At 61.8% G+C, this 17,928-nt stretch carries 16 protein-coding genes and 1 pseudogene; 1 reads left to right on the plus strand and 16 read right to left on the minus strand.

Going from position 1 to position 17,928, the window contains the following annotated elements; genetic code table 11:
- Positions 1–89 precede the first annotated feature (89 nt).
- Positions 90–1,067, plus strand: a complete 978-nt coding sequence (locus tag QYC26_RS02875; protein WP_317513898.1) for a DUF481 domain-containing protein — start codon at positions 90–92, stop codon at positions 1,065–1,067.
- A gap of 18 nt (positions 1,068–1,085) precedes the next feature.
- On the opposite strand, the gene QYC26_RS02880 is transcribed toward QYC26_RS02875, so the two are convergent.
- From QYC26_RS02880 to QYC26_RS02955, 16 genes and pseudogenes are all read right to left on the minus strand, one after another.
- Positions 1,086–1,349: a DUF1467 family protein gene (locus QYC26_RS02880; protein WP_317513899.1), complete on the minus strand. Its 264-nt coding sequence runs from the start codon at positions 1,347–1,349 to the stop codon at positions 1,086–1,088.
- Between the two features lie 5 nt (positions 1,350–1,354).
- Positions 1,355–2,935 carry a ribonuclease J gene (locus QYC26_RS02885; RefSeq protein WP_317514984.1) on the minus strand — a complete coding sequence of 527 codons (1,581 nt, stop codon included), beginning with the start codon at positions 2,933–2,935 and terminating at the stop codon, positions 1,355–1,357.
- A gap of 132 nt (positions 2,936–3,067) precedes the next feature.
- Positions 3,068–3,844 (minus strand): type III pantothenate kinase, encoded by a 777-nt coding sequence (locus tag QYC26_RS02890; protein ID WP_317513900.1) that lies wholly within the window; start codon positions 3,842–3,844, stop codon positions 3,068–3,070.
- An 8-nt stretch (positions 3,845–3,852) separates the two neighbouring features.
- Entirely contained in the window at positions 3,853–4,557 is a 705-nt protein-coding gene (locus QYC26_RS02895) for a biotin--[acetyl-CoA-carboxylase] ligase (RefSeq protein WP_317514985.1), read from the minus strand.
- The gene (gene nuoN / locus QYC26_RS02900; protein ID WP_317513901.1) at positions 4,554–5,996 is read right to left on the minus strand and encodes an NADH-quinone oxidoreductase subunit NuoN; all 1,443 of its coding nucleotides are present in this window, start codon (positions 5,994–5,996) and stop codon (positions 4,554–4,556) included. The genes QYC26_RS02895 and nuoN overlap by 4 nt, the downstream gene beginning before the upstream one ends.
- On the minus strand, positions 5,996–7,534 hold the full coding sequence (locus QYC26_RS02905; RefSeq protein WP_317513902.1) for an NADH-quinone oxidoreductase subunit M: 1,539 nt from the start codon (positions 7,532–7,534) through the stop codon (positions 5,996–5,998). Before QYC26_RS02905 ends, nuoN begins: the two co-directional genes overlap by 1 nt.
- Positions 7,531–9,585, minus strand: coding sequence for an NADH-quinone oxidoreductase subunit L (gene nuoL / locus QYC26_RS02910; RefSeq protein WP_317513903.1), 2,055 nt, complete (start codon positions 9,583–9,585; stop codon positions 7,531–7,533). The genes QYC26_RS02905 and nuoL overlap by 4 nt, the downstream gene beginning before the upstream one ends.
- Before the next feature lie 7 nt (positions 9,586–9,592).
- Positions 9,593–9,898 carry an NADH-quinone oxidoreductase subunit NuoK gene (gene nuoK, locus QYC26_RS02915; protein WP_317513904.1) on the minus strand — a complete coding sequence of 102 codons (306 nt, stop codon included), beginning with the start codon at positions 9,896–9,898 and terminating at the stop codon, positions 9,593–9,595.
- The gene (locus tag QYC26_RS02920; protein ID WP_317513905.1) at positions 9,895–10,506 is read right to left on the minus strand and encodes an NADH-quinone oxidoreductase subunit J; all 612 of its coding nucleotides are present in this window, start codon (positions 10,504–10,506) and stop codon (positions 9,895–9,897) included. The genes nuoK and QYC26_RS02920 overlap by 4 nt, the downstream gene beginning before the upstream one ends.
- A 66-nt stretch (positions 10,507–10,572) precedes the next feature.
- The gene (gene nuoI / locus QYC26_RS02925) at positions 10,573–11,058 is read right to left on the minus strand and encodes an NADH-quinone oxidoreductase subunit NuoI (RefSeq protein WP_317513906.1); all 486 of its coding nucleotides are present in this window, start codon (positions 11,056–11,058) and stop codon (positions 10,573–10,575) included.
- Complete coding sequence (gene nuoH, locus QYC26_RS02930) at positions 11,055–12,104, minus strand: NADH-quinone oxidoreductase subunit NuoH (protein ID WP_317513907.1); 1,050 nt, start codon at positions 12,102–12,104, stop codon at positions 11,055–11,057. Before nuoH ends, nuoI begins: the two co-directional genes overlap by 4 nt.
- Positions 12,101–14,113: an NADH-quinone oxidoreductase subunit NuoG gene (gene nuoG / locus QYC26_RS02935; RefSeq protein WP_317513908.1), complete on the minus strand. Its 2,013-nt coding sequence runs from the start codon at positions 14,111–14,113 to the stop codon at positions 12,101–12,103. The genes nuoH and nuoG overlap by 4 nt, the downstream gene beginning before the upstream one ends.
- 2 nt (positions 14,114–14,115) lie before the next feature.
- Positions 14,116–15,432, minus strand: coding sequence for an NADH-quinone oxidoreductase subunit NuoF (nuoF, locus tag QYC26_RS02940; RefSeq protein ID WP_317513909.1), 1,317 nt, complete (start codon positions 15,430–15,432; stop codon positions 14,116–14,118).
- Positions 15,423–16,091, minus strand: a complete 669-nt coding sequence (locus tag QYC26_RS02945) for an NAD(P)H-dependent oxidoreductase subunit E (RefSeq protein WP_317513910.1) — start codon at positions 16,089–16,091, stop codon at positions 15,423–15,425. The genes nuoF and QYC26_RS02945 overlap by 10 nt, the downstream gene beginning before the upstream one ends.
- Positions 16,091–17,305 carry an NADH-quinone oxidoreductase subunit D gene (locus tag QYC26_RS02950; RefSeq protein ID WP_317513911.1) on the minus strand — a complete coding sequence of 405 codons (1,215 nt, stop codon included), beginning with the start codon at positions 17,303–17,305 and terminating at the stop codon, positions 16,091–16,093. The genes QYC26_RS02945 and QYC26_RS02950 overlap by 1 nt, the downstream gene beginning before the upstream one ends.
- 17 nt (positions 17,306–17,322) lie before the next feature.
- Positions 17,323–17,928, minus strand: a pseudogene (locus tag QYC26_RS02955) (NADH-quinone oxidoreductase subunit C); the annotation flags it as partial.

Here is a 17,928-nt window from a genome sequence, read left to right on the forward strand (position 1 = left end):
CACGATCAATTTTAGGAATCATGGGTTGCCTTTCGGCAACAGGACGCGAAAAATAGGGCTCCCCCTTTGCAATGCCCCCGCGATCCGAGATGATTTCAACCAACCGACTTGTCGTCCCCGCCCTGTTCCTGACCGCCCTTGCCTCCGCAACCGCGCAGGCCACCCTGCCCGATCCCGCGCGCGTGATGGTCGAGGCGGCGCTGGCCGGCGGCGATGACGCCGAGATCGCGACCGTCCAGAAATATGCGCAAAAGGCGTGGCCGGAAAATGCCGCCGAGATCGAGGCACAGGTCAATGCCTGGCGCACGGCCAAAACCGCAGCGGCGCTCGCAGTTGCCTCTCCCGAAACCAACACGACCGATGCGGGCACCACCGCCAATACGAAGACGGCCGAAGCCGACGAGAAACAGCGCGCTGAACGCAAGCCCGTCCCATGGAAGGGCAAGGGTGAGCTGGGCGGCTATCTGGCCAAGGGCAATTCGGATTATTTCGGGATCAATGCTGGAGTCTCGCTCAAGCATGAGGGCGAGATCTGGCGCCAGACGGTAAAGGCGCAGGCCGATTATCAGGAGAATGACGGGGAGGCGACACGCCAGCGGTTCGTTTTCGCGTATCAGCCCAATTTACGCGTCAACGACCGAACCTATGTCTACGGCCTCACCCAATATGAACATGACCGGTTTCTCGGCTATGACAGCCGCTATTCGCTGTCGACCGGGATTGGGTATCGAAGCCCCACCGACAAGAAGGTAAGCCTCGAACTGGAAGCAGGCCCGGCTTATCGTTTCACCAATTTCGTCGATGGCGGTTCGGAATCAACGCCTGCCGCGCGCGGATCGATAAGCCTCGAATGGAAACTGGCGCCCACGCTCACTTTTGCGCAGAACGCCGCCGCCTATCTCGACGGTCTCAATAACACGGTGAACACAACCAGCGCGCTCAATGCCAAGCTGTTCGGACCGCTTTCCGCGCGGCTCAGCTACAACGTCCAGTACGAAAGCGCCCCGCCCGATGGCAAGGAAACCACCGACACGATGAGCCGTGTCTCGCTCGTCTATGATTTCTGAGCGGGCCGTGCCTGCGGATCAGCGCTCGTAGAAATTGAACATATCGGGCGTGATCCAGCCCTGCATATAGTTCAGATAGAAAAGCGCGAAGGCAACCGCCGAAACGATCGTGGTATAGGCGATGACGCGACCGGGGCGGAAATTGGCGGGCGCGCTGTCCGCCTGCCCCGGAATTTTCGGAACGCCGGCCTCGTCATGCGTCTTCACGCCAAAGGGCAGCACCACAAAGGCGCTCATCACCCAGAACAGAAGATAAATGGCGACAACCGACGTCCATTTCATTGCGTTCAGACCCTTATAATCAAAACATCCACAACCGGCTTCTTGCCTGTCCAGTGCACCGCACGGCGGCGTACGCCCAGCCTGATCTGCTCACGCAGGCTATCTTCATCGCGCGCGCCCTTTTCAACCGCAAGCCGCGCCGCTTCGACCGCATCTTCAAGGAACGCGGCTCGATCTTCCTCGACGGGCACGCCCTGAAGCCGAATCTGCGGCGTACCGCGCAGACTGTCCTGCGCATCGAGCGCGACCGCGACCGAAATCTGGCCGTGCATCGAAATCTTGCGACGATCGTTCATCGTCGAACCGTCCGACGGCAGGATGACATCGCCGTCCAGCACAAGCCGTCCGACATGCTCGCGACCAATCCGCAGCGGGCCGTTGGGCGCAAGGCGCAGCACATCGCCATTTTTCTGAACGATGCCGCGCGGCACCCCTTCCGACAGCGCAAAGCGCGCCTGCTCCACCATGTGGCGCATTTCACCGTGGACGGGCAGGATGATTTCCGGCCGGATCCACTTGTACATCTTGGCAAGCTCGGGGCGGCCCGGATGGCCCGATACGTGCACATCGGCCTGGCGGTCGGTCACCATGATGACACCCGCCTCGGCCAGCGCGTTCTGGATGCGCCCGATGGCAATCTCGTTACCGGGGATCTGCTTCGACGAGAAGACGACCGTATCGCCTGCGCTCAGCTTGATGACATGCGATCCTTCGGCGATGCGCGACAGCGCAGCGCGCGGCTCGCCCTGCCCGCCGGTCGCCACGATCATCACTTCGCTGGGCGGCAGCCCCATAGCGGTGTCGAAATCGACGACCTCGGGGAAATCCTTGAGATAGCCGACGCTCTTGGCCACGCGCAGAATGCGGTCGAGCGACCGTCCGGCCACGCACAGCGTGCGTCCGGTATCCTTGGCGACACGACCCAGCGTCTGCAGACGCGCGGCGTTGGATGCAAATGTGGTGACGAGCACCCGTCCCTTGGCGCGCGCAATCGCCGCATCGAGCCCGGCGCGAACCGAGCCTTCGGAACCCGATGGCTCGGGATTGAACACGTTGGTGGAATCGCAAACGAGCGCCAGCACGCCCTTGTCCCCAATCGCGGTCAGTTCTTCCGGGGTCGAGGGTTCGCCAAGCTGCGGCGCATCGTCGAGCTTCCAGTCGCCGGTGTGGAAAATGCGGCCATAAGGCGTGTCGATCAGGACGGCGTTGCCTTCGGGGATCGAATGGGCGAGCGGCACATAGGTGATGCCGAACGGCCCAATCGTGAAGCTCCCCTCATTCTCGATGATGTTGAGCTCGATCTTGTCGCTGATCCCCTCTTCATCGAGTTTTCCACGGATAAGCCCGGCGGTGAACGGCGTGGCGTAAAGCGGCACGCCAAGCTCGGCCGCCATATAGGGCAGCGCGCCGATATGGTCTTCATGGCCATGCGTCAGCACGATGCCGAGAAGATCGTCGAGCCGTTCCTCGATAAACGCCAGATCGGGCAGGATCAGTTCGACACCGGGGCAGGACGGATCGGAAAAGGTAATCCCGCAATCCACCATCAGCCACTTGCCCTTGGTGCCATAGAGATTGACGTTCATGCCAATCTCGCCAGACCCGCCAAGCGCCAGAAAAAGCAGTTCGTCTCCGGGCGTCGTCACGTCGATCCATCCATTCTTCAATTCGGCGGCAGAGGCCCGGTGTCAGGCCGCTGCACCACCCTTATTTATCGTTCAGGCCGTAGCGCGCTCGTAAAGCATCGCGAGGCCACGGATCGTCAGATCCGGCTCAATACTGTCGAAAACATCGCTATGCGCTTCAAACAGCGCAGCCAGCCCACCGGTTGCAATCACGGTGACGGGGCGGCCGATTTCGGCCTTCATGCGGGCAACCAGCCCTTCCATCATCGAGACATAACCCCAGTAAATGCCGATATGCATCTGGTCTTCAGTCGTGCGGCCGATGACGCTGCGGCTTTCGGGTGCCTCGATCGCAATGCGCGGCAGCTTGGCGGCTGCCGCCACCAGCGCGTCGAGCGACAGGTTGATGCCGGGCATGATGATCCCGCCCTTATACGCACCGGTATAGTCGACGACCTCGAACGTGGTCGCCGTGCCGAAATCGATCACGATCTTGTCGCCCTTATGGGCGGCATGCGCGGCGATCGAATTGAGCACGCGGTCGGCCCCCACCGTGCGGGGCTCGACAACGTCCAGCGTCACGCCCCATTCGGCGCTCCCCTGCCCCGCGATCAGCGGTTCGACCTTGAAATATTTCTCGGACAGCACCGACAGATTGTGCAACGCGCGGGGCACCACCGTGCCGATGATGACTGCTGTCACATCGGCAAGGGCATAGCCCTCCAGATCGAGCAACTGGCGCAGCCAGACGGCATATTCGTCGGCGGTGCGGCGCGGATCGGTGGCGATGCGCCAGCGCGCGCGAATATCGCCGTCCTTGATCAGCGCAAAGACGACATTGGTGTTTCCGGCATCGATTGCGAGCAGCATGGAAAACCTCAGATCAGGAAAATATCGGCGGCGTGAATGACACGAGATGTGCCATCCGCCAAGCGCAGGATAAGCGCGCCATCGCCGTCGAGGCCGTCGAAAAGGCCGGGGACCGATTCCCCGTCAGGCAGATTGGCGACAAGCGCGGTGCCCTTGGGGTGCGCCCATTCCAGCCAGCGCGCGCGAATGGGGCCAAGCCCCTCCCCACGCCAGCGCCCCAGCCAGCGCGCGAAAGCGGCGGCCAGTTCCTCCAGGAACAACGCGGCATCAGGCGCGCCGTACGGCGCAAGGCTGGCAATGGCGCGGTCGGAGATGTCGACCGCCGTCACCAGATTGACACCGATACCGAGAATGACCGCGTCGCCCGAGCGCTCGAGCAGGATGCCCGACAGCTTGGCCCCGTCGATCATCACATCATTGGGCCATTTCACCGTCAGCGGCGCGCGCCCGGTCCAGAGCGAGACGACCTCGGCCAGCGCGATTGCCGCGACAAAGCCGAGCGTTGCCGCTGTCGGATCGCCGGGGCGCAATCGGATGATCGTGCTGGTGAAGAGATTGCCGGGGGCCGAAAGCCAGGCCCGGCCCTGTCGCCCGCGGCCGGCGGTCTGCTCGACCGCCCGGAGCCAGACTCCCTCGGGCTCGCCTTGTGCGGCGAGCCCGAGCATGTCCTCATTCGTCGACCGTGTCGACGCAACGGTTCGTATGACTGTCAGAAAAGTGCCTGCGCAGCATTCATCGTCGCGACGCCCAGCGCCGGGATGAGGAAGTAACCGAGCGGCGAAACGAACAGCGCGGAAACCGCGATAATGCCCGTTTCGACGACGCTGTCCGACGGTGCATAGGCCGAGGCCGGTTCGTCGAAGTACATCGTCTTGATGATCTTCAGATAATAGAAGGCACCAATGACCGAGGCGGCGATACCCAGCGCCGCGAGCGGCCAGAGGCCGGCGCCAACGGCGGCATCGAACACCAGGAACTTCGCCCAGAAACCGAGCAGGGGCGGAATGCCAGCGAGCGAGAACATGAAGATCGCCAGTGCCGCCGCAAGCGCCGGACGCGTACGCGACAGGCCCGAAAGGCTGGCAATGGTTTCAACATGATTGCCCTCGGCATCGCGCATCTGCAGCACGCAAAGGAAGCTGCCGATGGTCATGACGACATAGACGATCATGTACGTCATCACCGCGGCAACGCCTTCGGCGGTGCCTGCGGCAAGACCGATCAGCGCAAAGCCGACATTGTTGATCGACGAATAGGCGAGCAGGCGCTTGATGTTGCGCTGGCCAATACCGGCAACCGCACCCAGAACGATCGACGCGAGTGCCGCGAAGATGATGATCTGGCGCCATGCATCCGATGCCGGGCCCATCGCTTCGATCGCCACGCGCACCAGCAGTGCCATCGCGGCCACCTTGGGCGCGCTTGCAAAGAAGGCGGTAACCGGGGTCGGCGCGCCTTCATACACGTCGGGCGTCCACATGTGGAACGGCACCGCGCTGACCTTGAACGCCAGGCCCGCAAGAACGAACACGACGCCGAACAGTTCGCCGGTCGAGAATTCGTCGCTGATCGCAGCGGCGATGCCGTCGAACATGGTGGTGCCGGTGAAGCCGTAAAGCAGCGAGACGCCGTAGAGCATCATGCCCGAGGCGAGCGAGCCAAGGACGAAATACTTCAGGCCCGCTTCCGCCGAACGCGTGTCGCGGCGCATGAAGCTTGCGAGCACGTACGAGGCAAGGCTGTTGAGTTCGAGGCCGACATACAGCGTCAGCAGGTCGTTGGCCGAAACCATCATGCCCATGCCGACAGCGGCAAGAACGATCAGCACCGGATATTCAGCGCGAACCGCCCCGCTCTGCCGCGAGAAGAAGCCGGGCGCAACAACCACGGCAACGGCCGCCGATATATAGATGAGCACCTTGGCCAGAGCGCCGAAGGCATCGGCGCGGTACAGACCGTCAAAGGCGAGGCCGCCATTGCCGGCCGGGCCGGTGAGCGCGAAGCCCGCCGCCACGAACAACAGGACCGAGAGCCAGCTGATCGCGCGGGTCGAGCTGTCGCCGACGAAAGCGGCGACCATCAGCATGACCAGTGCGCCGAGGGACAGGATGACCTCCGGCAGCACCATCATCAGGGAGCTTGCATAATCCATTAGTGCGCTCCCTCATGCGCTTCAGTTTTCACAACGGGTTTGCCTTCCGTAACCAGGGCGTCGCCAGCGGGCTTCGCGCGCTCGATACGTTCGACGAGGATACCCACGTCCTTGCGCATCGGGGCGAGGAAGCTTTCCGGATAGACACCCATCCACATCGTCACGGCTGCGATCGGAGCGAGCAGCCAGAGTTCGCGTGCCGACAGGTCGGGCATGGCGCGGACGTCTTCCTTGTCGAGCGGACCGAAGGCGATCCGACGATAGAGGTAGAGCATATAGGCCGCACCCAGGATGATGCCGGTGGTGCAGATCAGCGCCGCCCAGCTCGACACCTGATAGACGCCGGCGAGCGAAAGGAATTCGCCGACAAAGCCGCTCGTGCCCGGAAGGCCGATCGACGCCATGGTGAAGAGAAGGAAGAACAGCGCATATTTCGGCATGTTCTCGGCAAGGCCGCCATAGCGCGAGATTTCGCGGGTATGGAGACGATCATAGATCACGCCGACGCACAGGAAGAGCGCGCCCGAGACCAGACCGTGGCTGAGCATGATGATCAGCGCACCTTCGATGCCCTGACGGTTGAAGGCGAACAGGCCGATCGTCACGATCGCCATGTGCGCGACCGACGAATAGGCGATCAGCTTCTTCATGTCTTCCTGCACCAGCGCGACGAGCGAGGTGTAGACGACGGCAACCATCGACAGGCCCAGAATGACCCAGACCAGAAGGCTGGAGGCTTCGGGGAACATCGGCAGCGAGAAGCGGAGGAAACCATATCCGCCAAGCTTCAGCAGAACGCCCGCCAGAATGACCGAACCTGCGGTCGGCGCCTGAACGTGCGCATCGGGAAGCCAGGTGTGCACCGGCCACATCGGCATCTTCACCGCGAACGAGGCGAAGAAGGCGAACCAGAGCCAGGTCTGCGCATGCACCGGGAAATCATAGTTCAGCAGATCGGGGATGTAGGTGGTGTTGGCTTCACGGGCCATCCACAGCATCGCGATCAGCATCAGCACCGAGCCGAGCAGCGTGTAGAGGAAGAATTTGTAGCTCGCGTAGATCCGGTCCGCGCCGCCCCAGATGCCGATGATCAGATACATCGGAATAAGGCCGGCTTCGAAGAAGATGTAGAACAGGAACAGGTCCTGCGCCGCGAATACGCCGATCATCAGCACTTCCATGAACAGGAAGGCCGCCATGTATTCCGGCACGCGCTTCTGGATCGCTTCCCAGCTGGAAAGGATGCAGATCGGCATGAGGAAGACAGAGAGCATGATAAGCATCAGCGAGATGCCATCGATACCGAGCGCCCAGGCGAAACGCCCAAAGATCGGCAGATGTTCGACGAACTGCCACTGCGCGGCAGTGGCGCCCTGATCGAAGTTCACCCAGAGCATAATGCCAAGGGCAAAATCGATCAGGGTTGCGCCCAGTGCGATCCGCCGGGCGTTAGCCGCGCTGGCGAAAAGACAGGCGATCGCGGCCGCCATCGGAATGGCGAGCATGATCGAGAGAATGGGAAAGCCTAGCTGGTTCATTTTGTGATCGCCCACACGGCCCAGGTCGCAGCGGCGGCAAGGCCGATCAGCATCACAAAGGCATAGCTAGCAAGGAAGCCGGACTGGAGCTTGGCGGTAAGGCCATTGCCCTTCACGACCAGGTCGGCGACGCCATTGGGGCCGAACCGATCGATCGTGCCCTGATCGCCCTTCTTCCAGAAAAGACGGCCGAACCAGAAAGCAGGCTTAACGAAGATCAGATTATACAGCTCATCAAAATACCATTTGTTGAGCAGGAAGTCATAGAGCGCGCGGAACTGGGCCACGAACTTCTCCGGAATGTCGGTGGAACGGATATAGGCGCGCCACGCGATGAACAGACCGATCAGCATCACGCCGAACGGCGTGAACTTCACCCATGTCGGCACTTCGTGCGCGGCATGCATCAGGTGCGCGTCGAACGACAGGGCACCGTTCCAGAACGCGCCACCTTCTTCAGAGCCGATGAAGCTGTGATGGAAGGCGAAACCGGCGGCAACCGCACCCACGGTGAGCACACCGAGCGGAACGAGCATGCTGAGCGGGCTTTCATGGGGATGATAGCCGCCCGTGCCTTCCTTCGGCAGTGCGTGATGCGGATCTTCGGCGTGCTCGTTGCTTTCGTGTGACGTGTCCTCATGTTCGTGGTGCAGCGCGTGCTGGATGTGCTCGGAGGCGGCCCAGCGCGGCTTGCCGAAGAAGGTGAGGAAGATCAGACGCCACGAATAGAAGCTGGTGAGCAGCGCGGCGAACGAACCGACGAAGAAGGCGATCTGGCCGTTCGAGCCCGACGCGAACGCCGCCTCGAGGACCATGTCCTTCGAATAGAAACCGGCAAAACCGATGCCAAGGAGCGGCAGACCAACGCCGGTGATGGCGAGCGTACCGGCCATCATCGCCCAGAAGGTGAGCGGGATTTCCTTACGCAGGCCGCCATAATAGCGCATGTCCTGTTCGTGGTGCATCGCGTGGATCACCGAACCCGCGCCAAGGAACAAAAGCGCCTTGAAGAATGCGTGGGTGAACAGGTGGAACATCGCCGCTCCATATGCGCCAACGCCTGCGGCGAAGAACATATAGCCCAGCTGCGAGCAGGTCGAATAGGCGATGACGCGCTTGATGTCGTTCTGCACGGTGCCGACAGTGGCTGCGAAAAGGCAGGTGGCGGCGCCGACAAAGGTGATCACGCCCAGCGCGACCGGGCTCAGTTCGAACAACGGCGAAAGACGGCAGACCATGAAGACGCCGGCGGTGACCATCGTCGCCGCGTGGATGAGCGCCGACACCGGGGTCGGGCCTTCCATCGCGTCGGGAAGCCAGGTGTGCAGGCCGAGCTGCGCCGACTTGCCCATCGCGCCGATGAACAGCAGCAGACAGATGACCGTGATCGTGTCTACGCGCAGGCCGAGGAACCCGATGGTCGACCCCGCCATGCTGGGTGCGGCTTCGAGGATCTCGGGGATCGAAAGCGTGCCGAACACCAGGAACAGGCCGAACATGCCCATCATGAAGCCAAGGTCACCGACGCGGTTGACGACGAATGCCTTGATCGCCGCGGCGTTGGCCGAGGGCTTCTTGAACCAGAAACCGATCAGCAGATACGATGCCAGACCCACGCCTTCCCAGCCGAAGAACATCTGAACCAGATTGTCGGCCGTCACGAGCATGAGCATCGCGAAGGTGAAGAGCGAGAGATAGGCGAAGAAGCGGGGCTGGTCGGGATCTTCCGACATATAGCCCCAGCTATAGAGATGGACGAGCGCCGACACCGAGGTGATGACGACCAGCATGACCGCCGTCATCGTGTCGACACGGAGCGACCAGCTGACGTTCAGGTCACCCGACTTGATGAAGTCGAGAACGGGAATAACCTGCGCCGGAACATCGCCGCCAAGATGCGCGATGAAGATCGGCCAGCTCAGAAGACACGAGAGGAACAGGGCGCCCGTGGTGACCGATTTGGCCGCCACATTGCCGAGCGCCTTGTTGCCGAAGCCCGCGATAAGCGCCGCGAGCGCCGGCAGGAATACGATTGCGTGGATGGACGACACTGGAGCGTTACCCCTTCATCCGGTTGACGTCGTCGACGGCAATGGTGCCGCGGCCACGGAAGAAGATCACCATGATCGCAAGGCCGATCGCGGCCTCGCCAGCGGCGACCGTAAGGACGAACATCGAGAAGATCTGGCCGACCATGTCACCCAGATGGGCGCTGAACGCGACGAGATTGATGTTCACCGAAAGCAGAATGAGCTCGATCGCCATCAGGATGATGATCACATTCTTGCGGTTGATGAAGATGCCGAGCACGCCCATCACGAAGAGGACCGTGCTCACCACCAGATAATGCTGGATGCCGATCACAGCTCTACCCCCTGCCCGATGGGCTGATTGATGTTGCGGATGGCGTCTTCCGGACGGCGCTTGACCTGCTCGCTGATGTTCTGCGGACGGGTGCCGCCACGCGTACGGTGCGTGAGCACGATCGCGCCGATCATCGCTACGAGAAGCACAAGGCCTGCCGCTTCGAAGACATAAAGATAACGGGTGAACAGCACGCCGCCGAACGCCTGAATGTTGGGCAGATCGCCCGCCATCGGCGCCGCGCGCTGTGCGAGCTCAATGCCGCCGGCCTTCCAGGCGCCCATCGCGAAAATCATTTCGCCGGCAAGAACCAGCGCGATCAGCACACCGAACACCGCATATTTGGCGAAACCCGCGCGGAGTTCGGCAAAGTCGATGTCGAGCATCATGACCACGAAGAGGAAGAGCACCGCGACCGCGCCGACATAAACGATGACAAGCAGCATCGCGATGAATTCGGCGCCGGCGAGCAGCATGAGGCCTGCCGCATTGAAGAAGGCCAGGATCAGCCACAGCACGGAATGCACCGGGTTGCGCGACAGGATCGTCAGCGCAGCACTGGTGACCAGTACAATGGCGAACAGGTAAAAGGCTAATATCTGTATCACGTCAGCTTCTCGTTTCCCGTTCGTTTCGAACCCCGCCTGCGGCGGCAATTTCAGATGCGCGGGCCATCAGCGGTACGGCGCATCAGCGGCGATGTTGGCAGCGATCGAACGCTCCCACTTGTCGCCATTCGCGAGCAGCTTTGCCTTGTCGTACATCAGCTCTTCGCGGGTTTCGGTTGCGAACTCGAAGTTCGGCCCTTCGACGATGGCGTCCACCGGGCAGGCTTCCTGACAGAAACCGCAATAGATGCACTTCGTCATGTCGATGTCGTAGCGCGTGGTGCGGCGGCTGCCGTCTTCGCGCGGTTCGGCCTCGATCGTGATCGCCTGTGCGGGGCAGACGGCTTCGCACAGCTTGCACGCGATGCAACGCTCTTCCCCATTGGGGTAACGGCGCAGCGCGTGCTCACCGCGGAAACGCGGGCTGAGCGGGTTCTTCTCATAGGGATAGTTGATCGTCGCCTTGGGCTTGAAGAAATACTTCAAGGTCAGGGCGTGGGCCTTCACAAACTCCCAGAGCGTGAAGGTTTTTACGATATGCGCGAGGCTCATGCTACGCCTCCATAACGGGTAAGCATCAGATATCCGGACACGAGGAAGACCCAGAACAGCGAGATCGGGAGGAAGACCTTCCAGCCAAGCCGCATGAGCTGGTCATAGCGGTAGCGGGGAACGGTGGCTTTCACCCAGGAAAAGACGAAGAAGAAGAACAGGATCTTGGCGAGGAGCCAGAAAATGCCCGGCACGGCGTACAGCGGCGCCCAGTCGATCGGCGGCAGATAGCCACCCCAGAACAGGACCGCGTTCAGCGCGCACATCAGAAGGACGTTGGCATATTCGCCAAGCCAGAAGAGCGCGAAGGACATCGACGAATATTCGGTCTGGTAACCCGCGACGAGTTCCGATTCCGCTTCGGTAAGATCGAACGGCGCGCGTGCGGTTTCAGCAAGCGCCGAAATCAGGAACATCACCGCCATCGGGAAGAGCAGCGGGTTGAAGCCGAAGGCGTTCACCACCCCGAAAATATGCCCCTTCTGTTCCTCAACGATCCCGCTCAGGTTGAAAGTGCCTGCGAAGAGAACGACCGAGATCAGGATGAAACCGATCGAGACTTCATAGGAAACCATCTGAGCAGCACCGCGCAAGGCGCTGTAAAAAGGGTATTTTGAGTTCGACGCCCAGCCCGCCATGATGATCCCGTACACCCCAAGCGACGAGGCCGCGAGAATGTAGAGCAGGCCGACATTGATATCGGCGAGAACCATGTCCTGTCCGAACGGAATGACCGCCCAGACGATCAGCGCCACCGTGAAAGTGATGATCGGCGCGAGAAGGAAGAGGCCCCGGTTCGCGGCCGACGGGATGATCGTTTCCTGAAGGAAAACCTTCAGGCCGTCCGCGAACGACTGGAGAAGACCGAGCGGACCGACCACGTTCGGGCCACGGCGCAGCGCCATAGCCGCCCAGATCTTGCGGTCGGCGTAAATGATCATCGCAACCGCCAGCATCAGCGGCAGCGCGATGAACAGGATCAGGAGGAGCGTGGCGACAAACCAGCCCAGTCCAAAACCCAGATAAGTCTGGAAGAATTCGGTCATTCCGCGGCCTCCAGGAACTGCTCGCCATGGATCAGCTCGGAAGAGCAGCGCTCCATCGTCGGGGACGCGCGGCAGATCGCATTCGTCAGGTAGAAATCCTTGATCGGATAGGCCGCCAGCGTGCCTTCCGCCTTGGTGTCGAGCGCCGGCGGCGCCCAATCATAATTCGCAAGCCCTTCGACGCCGAGCGCCGGAACTTCCGAAATCATCGCAGCGCGCAGTGCGTCGAACGTATCGAACGGCAGCGCCTGACCGATCACGCCCGAAAGCGCGCGGAAGATCGTCCAGTCGTCGCGGGCGTCGCCCGGTGCGAACACCGCGCGTTCGCCGTGCTGCACCCGGCCTTCGGTGTTCACATAGGTGCCCGGCTTTTCGGTATAGGCCGCACCCGGCAGGATGACGTCCGCCACATGAGCACCGGCATCGCCGTGATGGCCGACATAGACCTTGAAGCTGTTTTCGAACTTCGAGAAATCGACTTCGTCTGCGCCAAGGAAGAAGCTGAGCTTCGGTGCCTTGGCAACGATGTCGGCGATGCCGCCCTTCTGGGCGTAACCGAGCATCAGGCCGCCCATGCGCGCCGCTGCCATGTGCAGCACGTTGAAGCCGTTCCAGCCTTCGCGCACCAGGTTCAGCGACGAAACGAGGCCAAGCGCCGCGCCATGCGCGCCCTTGAGCGCTGCACCGCCGACGATCACGACGGGTTTTTGTGCATTTGCAAAGGCTTCTGTCACTTCCTTGGGAAGTGCGTTCAGCACTGCCAAGTCGCTGCCCAGCCATTCGGTGTGATAGGTGAGATCGATTTCGGGGCCAACCGCGAACACCTTGGCGCCGTGCTTGCGCACAGCCTTGCGGATGCGCGTGTTGATCAGCGGGGCTTCCCAACGCACGTTCGAACCGACGACCAGAATGACGTCGGCTTCTTCGAGGCGGGCGATGGTGGTGTTGAAATTGACCGCGCCGAGGTTCGACACGTCATAGGCCATGCCGGTCTGGCGGCCTTCGAGCATGTCCGAACCAAGCGAACGGACCAGCGCCTTGGCGGCGTACATCGTTTCGCAGTCGACAAGGTCGCCCGCAATCGCGGCAACGCTGCCCTGTGCGGTCTTGGCGACCGACGCGATCGCGTCGAACGCTTCTTCCCAGCTCGCGGCAACCAGCTTGCCATCCTTGCGGATGAACGGACGATCGAGACGGCGGCGGATCAGACCGTCAACGGCGTGGCGCGTCTTGTCCGACGCCCATTCCTCGTTGACCTCTTCATTGATGCGCGGCAGCGCGCGCAGAACCTGGCGCCCACGGCTGTCGAGGCGGATGTTGGTGCCAACGGCGTCCATCACGTCAATCGCGAAGGTCTTCTTCAGCTCCCACGGACGCGCTTCGAAGGCATAGGGCTTCGAGGTGAGCGCACCGACGGGGCAGAGGTCGACGACATTGCCCGAAAGCTCGCTCGTCACCGCCTTTTCAAGGTACGAGGTGATCTGCATGTTTTCGCCGCGGTACAGCGCGCCGATTTCCTCGACGCCGGCCACTTCTTCGGCGAAACGGACGCAGCGCGTGCACTGAATGCAGCGCGTCATCGTCGTCTTGACAATGGGGCCCATATATTTTTCGGTAACCGCGCGCTTGTTCTCGTCATAGCGCGACTGGCCCTTGCCGTACGCAACCGACTGGTCCTGCAGATCGCATTCGCCGCCCTGATCGCAGATCGGGCAGTCGAGCGGGTGGTTGATCAGGAGAAACTCCATCACCCCTTCGCGCGCCTTCTTGACCATCGGGCTGTCGGTACGGATTTCCTGGCCCTCGGCGGCCGGCAGCGCGCACGAAGCCTGGGGCTTCGGCGGTCCGGGCTTCACCTCGACCAGGCACATCCGGCAATTGCCGGCGATCGACAGACGTTCATGATAGCAGAAACGGGGAATTTCCTTCCCCGCGAGCTCGCAAGCCTGCAGGACGGTGGCGCCCTGCGGGACTTCGAGTTCGATGCCGTCTACTGTTACCTTAGGCATAGTTACTCTGCCGCCTCCATAACGGCTGCGCCGCCCTTGTTGTCGTTGATCCGACGTTCGATTTCCGGACGGAAATGACGGATCAGACCTTGGATCGGCCATGCGGCCGCATCGCCAAGGGCGCAGATGGTGTGGCCTTCGACCTGCTTGGTGACTTCGAACAGCATGTCGATTTCCGAGACGTCGGCCTTGCCTTCGCGCAGGCGTTCCATCACGCGCCACATCCAGCCCGTGCCTTCGCGGCACGGCGTGCACTGGCCGCAGCTCTCATGCTTGTAGAAATAGCTGATCCGGCTGATCGCGCGGACGATGTCGGTCGACTTGTCCATCACGATGACAGCGGCGGTGCCAAGGCCCGAGCCCAGACCGCGCAGACCGTCAAAATCCATCGGCGCGTCCATGATCTCGGCTGCGGGCACCAGCGGAACCGACGAACCGCCCGGGATCACCGCGAGCAGATTGTCCCAACCGCCGCGAATGCCGCCGGCATGCCGGTCGATCAGTTCACGGAAGCTGATGCCCATGCTTTCCTCGACGACGCAGGGCTTGTTCACATGCCCCGAAATCTGGAACAGCTTGGTGCCCTTGTTGTTCTCGCGCCCGATGGAGGAGAACCAGGCCGCGCCGCGACGCAGGATCGTCGGGACAACCGCGATCGACTCCACGTTGTTCACCGTGGTCGGGCAGCCGTAAAGGCCGGCACCGGCCGGGAATGGCGGCTTCAGGCGGGGCTGGCCCTTCTTGCCTTCGATGCTTTCGATCTGCGCGGTTTCCTCGCCGCAGATATAGGCCCCTGCCCCGCGATGCACGAACAGGTCGAAATCATAGCCCGAACCGGCGGCATTCTTGCCGAGCTTGCCCTTGGCATAGGCTTCGGCAACCGCCGCCATCAGCGTTTCGGCCTCGCGGATGAATTCACCGCGAATATAGATATAGGCTGCGCGCGCGCGCATCGCATAACCGGCGATCAGCGCGCCTTCGATCAGCTTGTGCGGATCGTGGCGGATGATTTCGCGGTCCTTGCACGAACCGGGCTCGGATTCGTCGGCATTGATGACGAGGAAGCTGGGACGGCCGTCCTTCGATTCCTTGGGCATGAAGCTCCACTTCATGCCGGTCGGGAAGCCTGCGCCCCCGCGCCCACGCAGACCCGAGGCCTTGATCTCCTCGATGATCGCGTCCTGGCCGCGCGCCATGAGCGTCTTGGTGTCGTCCCAGTCACCGCGCATCATCGCAGCGTCGATATTCCACGGCTGGAAACCGTAGAGATTGGTGAAAATGCGGTCCTTGTCCGCCAGAGGCGCGATGGTCACTTCCATTCCCCCCGGTAGTCGTGATTGGCCGAAGCCATTTCCTTCAGCGTCGACGGGCCACCTTCAGGGCAGCTCGTCTGACGATCGATCTGCGGGCCGGCCTTGGGGCTTTCGCCGCGCGCCAGCGCATCGAGCACCGCCGTCATAGTGTCGAAGGTAAGGTCTTCGAAATTGTCGTCGTTAATCTGAACCATCGGTGCGTTGGTGCAGGCGCCCAGACATTCAACCTCGGTCAGCGTGAACAGGCCGTCGGCGGTCGTGCCGCCCTTGACCATGCCCTTCGCCTTGCACGCCGCCATCACATCGTCCGAACCACGCAACATGCACGGCGTCGTGCCGCACACCTGAACGTGAAAACGGCCAACGGGTGCCAGATTGTACATGGTGTAGAAGCTGGCGACTTCATGGACGCGGATGAACGCCATGCCCAGCTGCCGGCCGATATATTCCATCACGGGAACGGGCAGCCAGCCCTGGGTATTGGTTTCGGCGCCCACCTGGCGCTGGGCCAGATCGAGCAGCGGCATCACCGCCGACTGCTGGCGCCCGTCCGGGTAGCGACCGATGATTTCCTTCGCCTTTTCGACGTTGGCGGGGGTCCATTCGAATTCCCCCCAGCGGGCGCGGACCTCGGCCTCGTCGGGAATTTGGGGTGCGTCAGCCATTAGCGGTCACATTCTCCGAACACCACGTCGATTGCCGAAAGCACCGCGGTGGTGTCGGCAAGCATGTGGCCCTTCATCATGAAGTCCATCGCCTGAAGGTGCGAAAAGGCCGTCGGGCGGATCTTGCAGCGATAAGGCTTATTGCTGCCGTCAGACACCAGATAGACGCCGAATTCGCCCTTGGGGCTTTCGGTCGCGACATAGACCGAACCCGCAGGCACGTGGAAACCTTCGGTATAGAGCTTGAAGTGGTGGATGAGCGCTTCCATCGAACGCTTCATCTCGCCGCGCTTGGGCGGAACCACCTTGCGGTCGAGGCTGGCGATCGGCCCTTCGGGCATCTGCGCCAGACACTGTTTCATGATCCGGGCCGACTGGCGAACCTCTTCGATACGGACCATGATGCGGTCATAGCAATCGCCGCGCGTGCCGACCGGAATGTCGAATTCCATGCGGTCGTACACGTCATAGGGCTGCGCCTTGCGGAGATCCCAGGGGATGCCCGCCGCACGGATCATTGGGCCCGAAAAGCCCCATTTCAGCGCATCTTCCTTGCTCACCGTGCCGATATCGACATTGCGCTGCTTGAAGATGCGGTTGTCCGCGAACAGCGAAACCGCGTCCTCGAACAGCTTGGGCATGCGGTTGTCCAGCCAGTCGCCGATATCGGCGAGCAGTTCCAGCGGTGCATCCTGGTGGACACCGCCGGGACGGAAATAGGCCGAGTGCATGCGCGCGCCGCTGACGCGTTCGAAGAAGTTGAGGCAATCCTCGCGGATTTCGAACAGCCACAGGTTCGGCGTCATCGCGCCCACGTCCATGACGTGCGCGCCGATGTTGAGCATGTGGTTACAGATGCGCGTCAGTTCGGCGAAGAACACGCGCAGATACTGCGCCCGCAGCGGCACTTCGATGTCGAGCAGCTTTTCGATCGCGAGCACATAGCTGTGCTCCATGCCCAGCGGCGAGCAGTAATCGAGGCGGTCGAAATAGGGCAGCGCCTGCAGATAGGTCTTGTACTCGATCAGCTTTTCGGTGCCGCGGTGCAGCAGGCCGACATGCGGATCGACGCGTTCGACGATTTCACCGTCAAGCTCCATCACCATGCGCAGCACGCCGTGCGCGGCGGGATGCTGGGGACCGAAGTTGATGGTGTAGTTCTGGATCTCGACTTCGCCGGAAGTCGTCGGTGCGGCTTCGAGTTGCTCAGCCATTATTCCTTGCCTCCCGCGGCCTTTTCATCGCCGGGCAGCACATATTCTGCGCCTTCCCAGGGCGACATGAAGTCGAACGAGCGGAAATCCTGTGCCAGCTTGACCGGCTCATAGACCACGCGCTTGGCTTCTTCCGAATAGCGCAGCTCGACATAGCCCGTGAGCGGGAAGTCCTTGCGCTGCGGATGCCCGCGAAAACCGTAATCGGTCAGAATACGACGAAGATCGGCGTTGCCGGTGAACAGCACGCCGTACATGTCGTACACTTCGCGCTCCAGCCAGCCCGCAACGGGCCAGATGCCGGTGACGCTCGGCACCGGCTTGTCCTCGTCGGTCCAGACATGAACGCGGATACGATGGTTCTTCGTCACCGACAAAAGGCAGTAGACGACCTCGAAGCGCTCAGGATTTTCCGGCCAGTCGACGCCGGCGATTTCCATCAGCTGCTGATAGCCGCAGGTTTCGCGCAGCGCGTCCATCGCCGCCACCAGCGCATCGCGCTGGACGGTGATGGCCACTTCGCCATTCGCCTCGACGCCGTCGACAAATGCCGACCCGATTGCGGCGCGAACCGCGTCGATCACGCCTTCGTTGCTGGCATATTTTGGTGCACAATTTGCCAT

It is taken from the genome of Sphingomonas sp. C3-2, assembly GCF_033025475.1.
Lineage (GTDB): Bacteria > Pseudomonadota > Alphaproteobacteria > Sphingomonadales > Sphingomonadaceae > Sphingobium_A.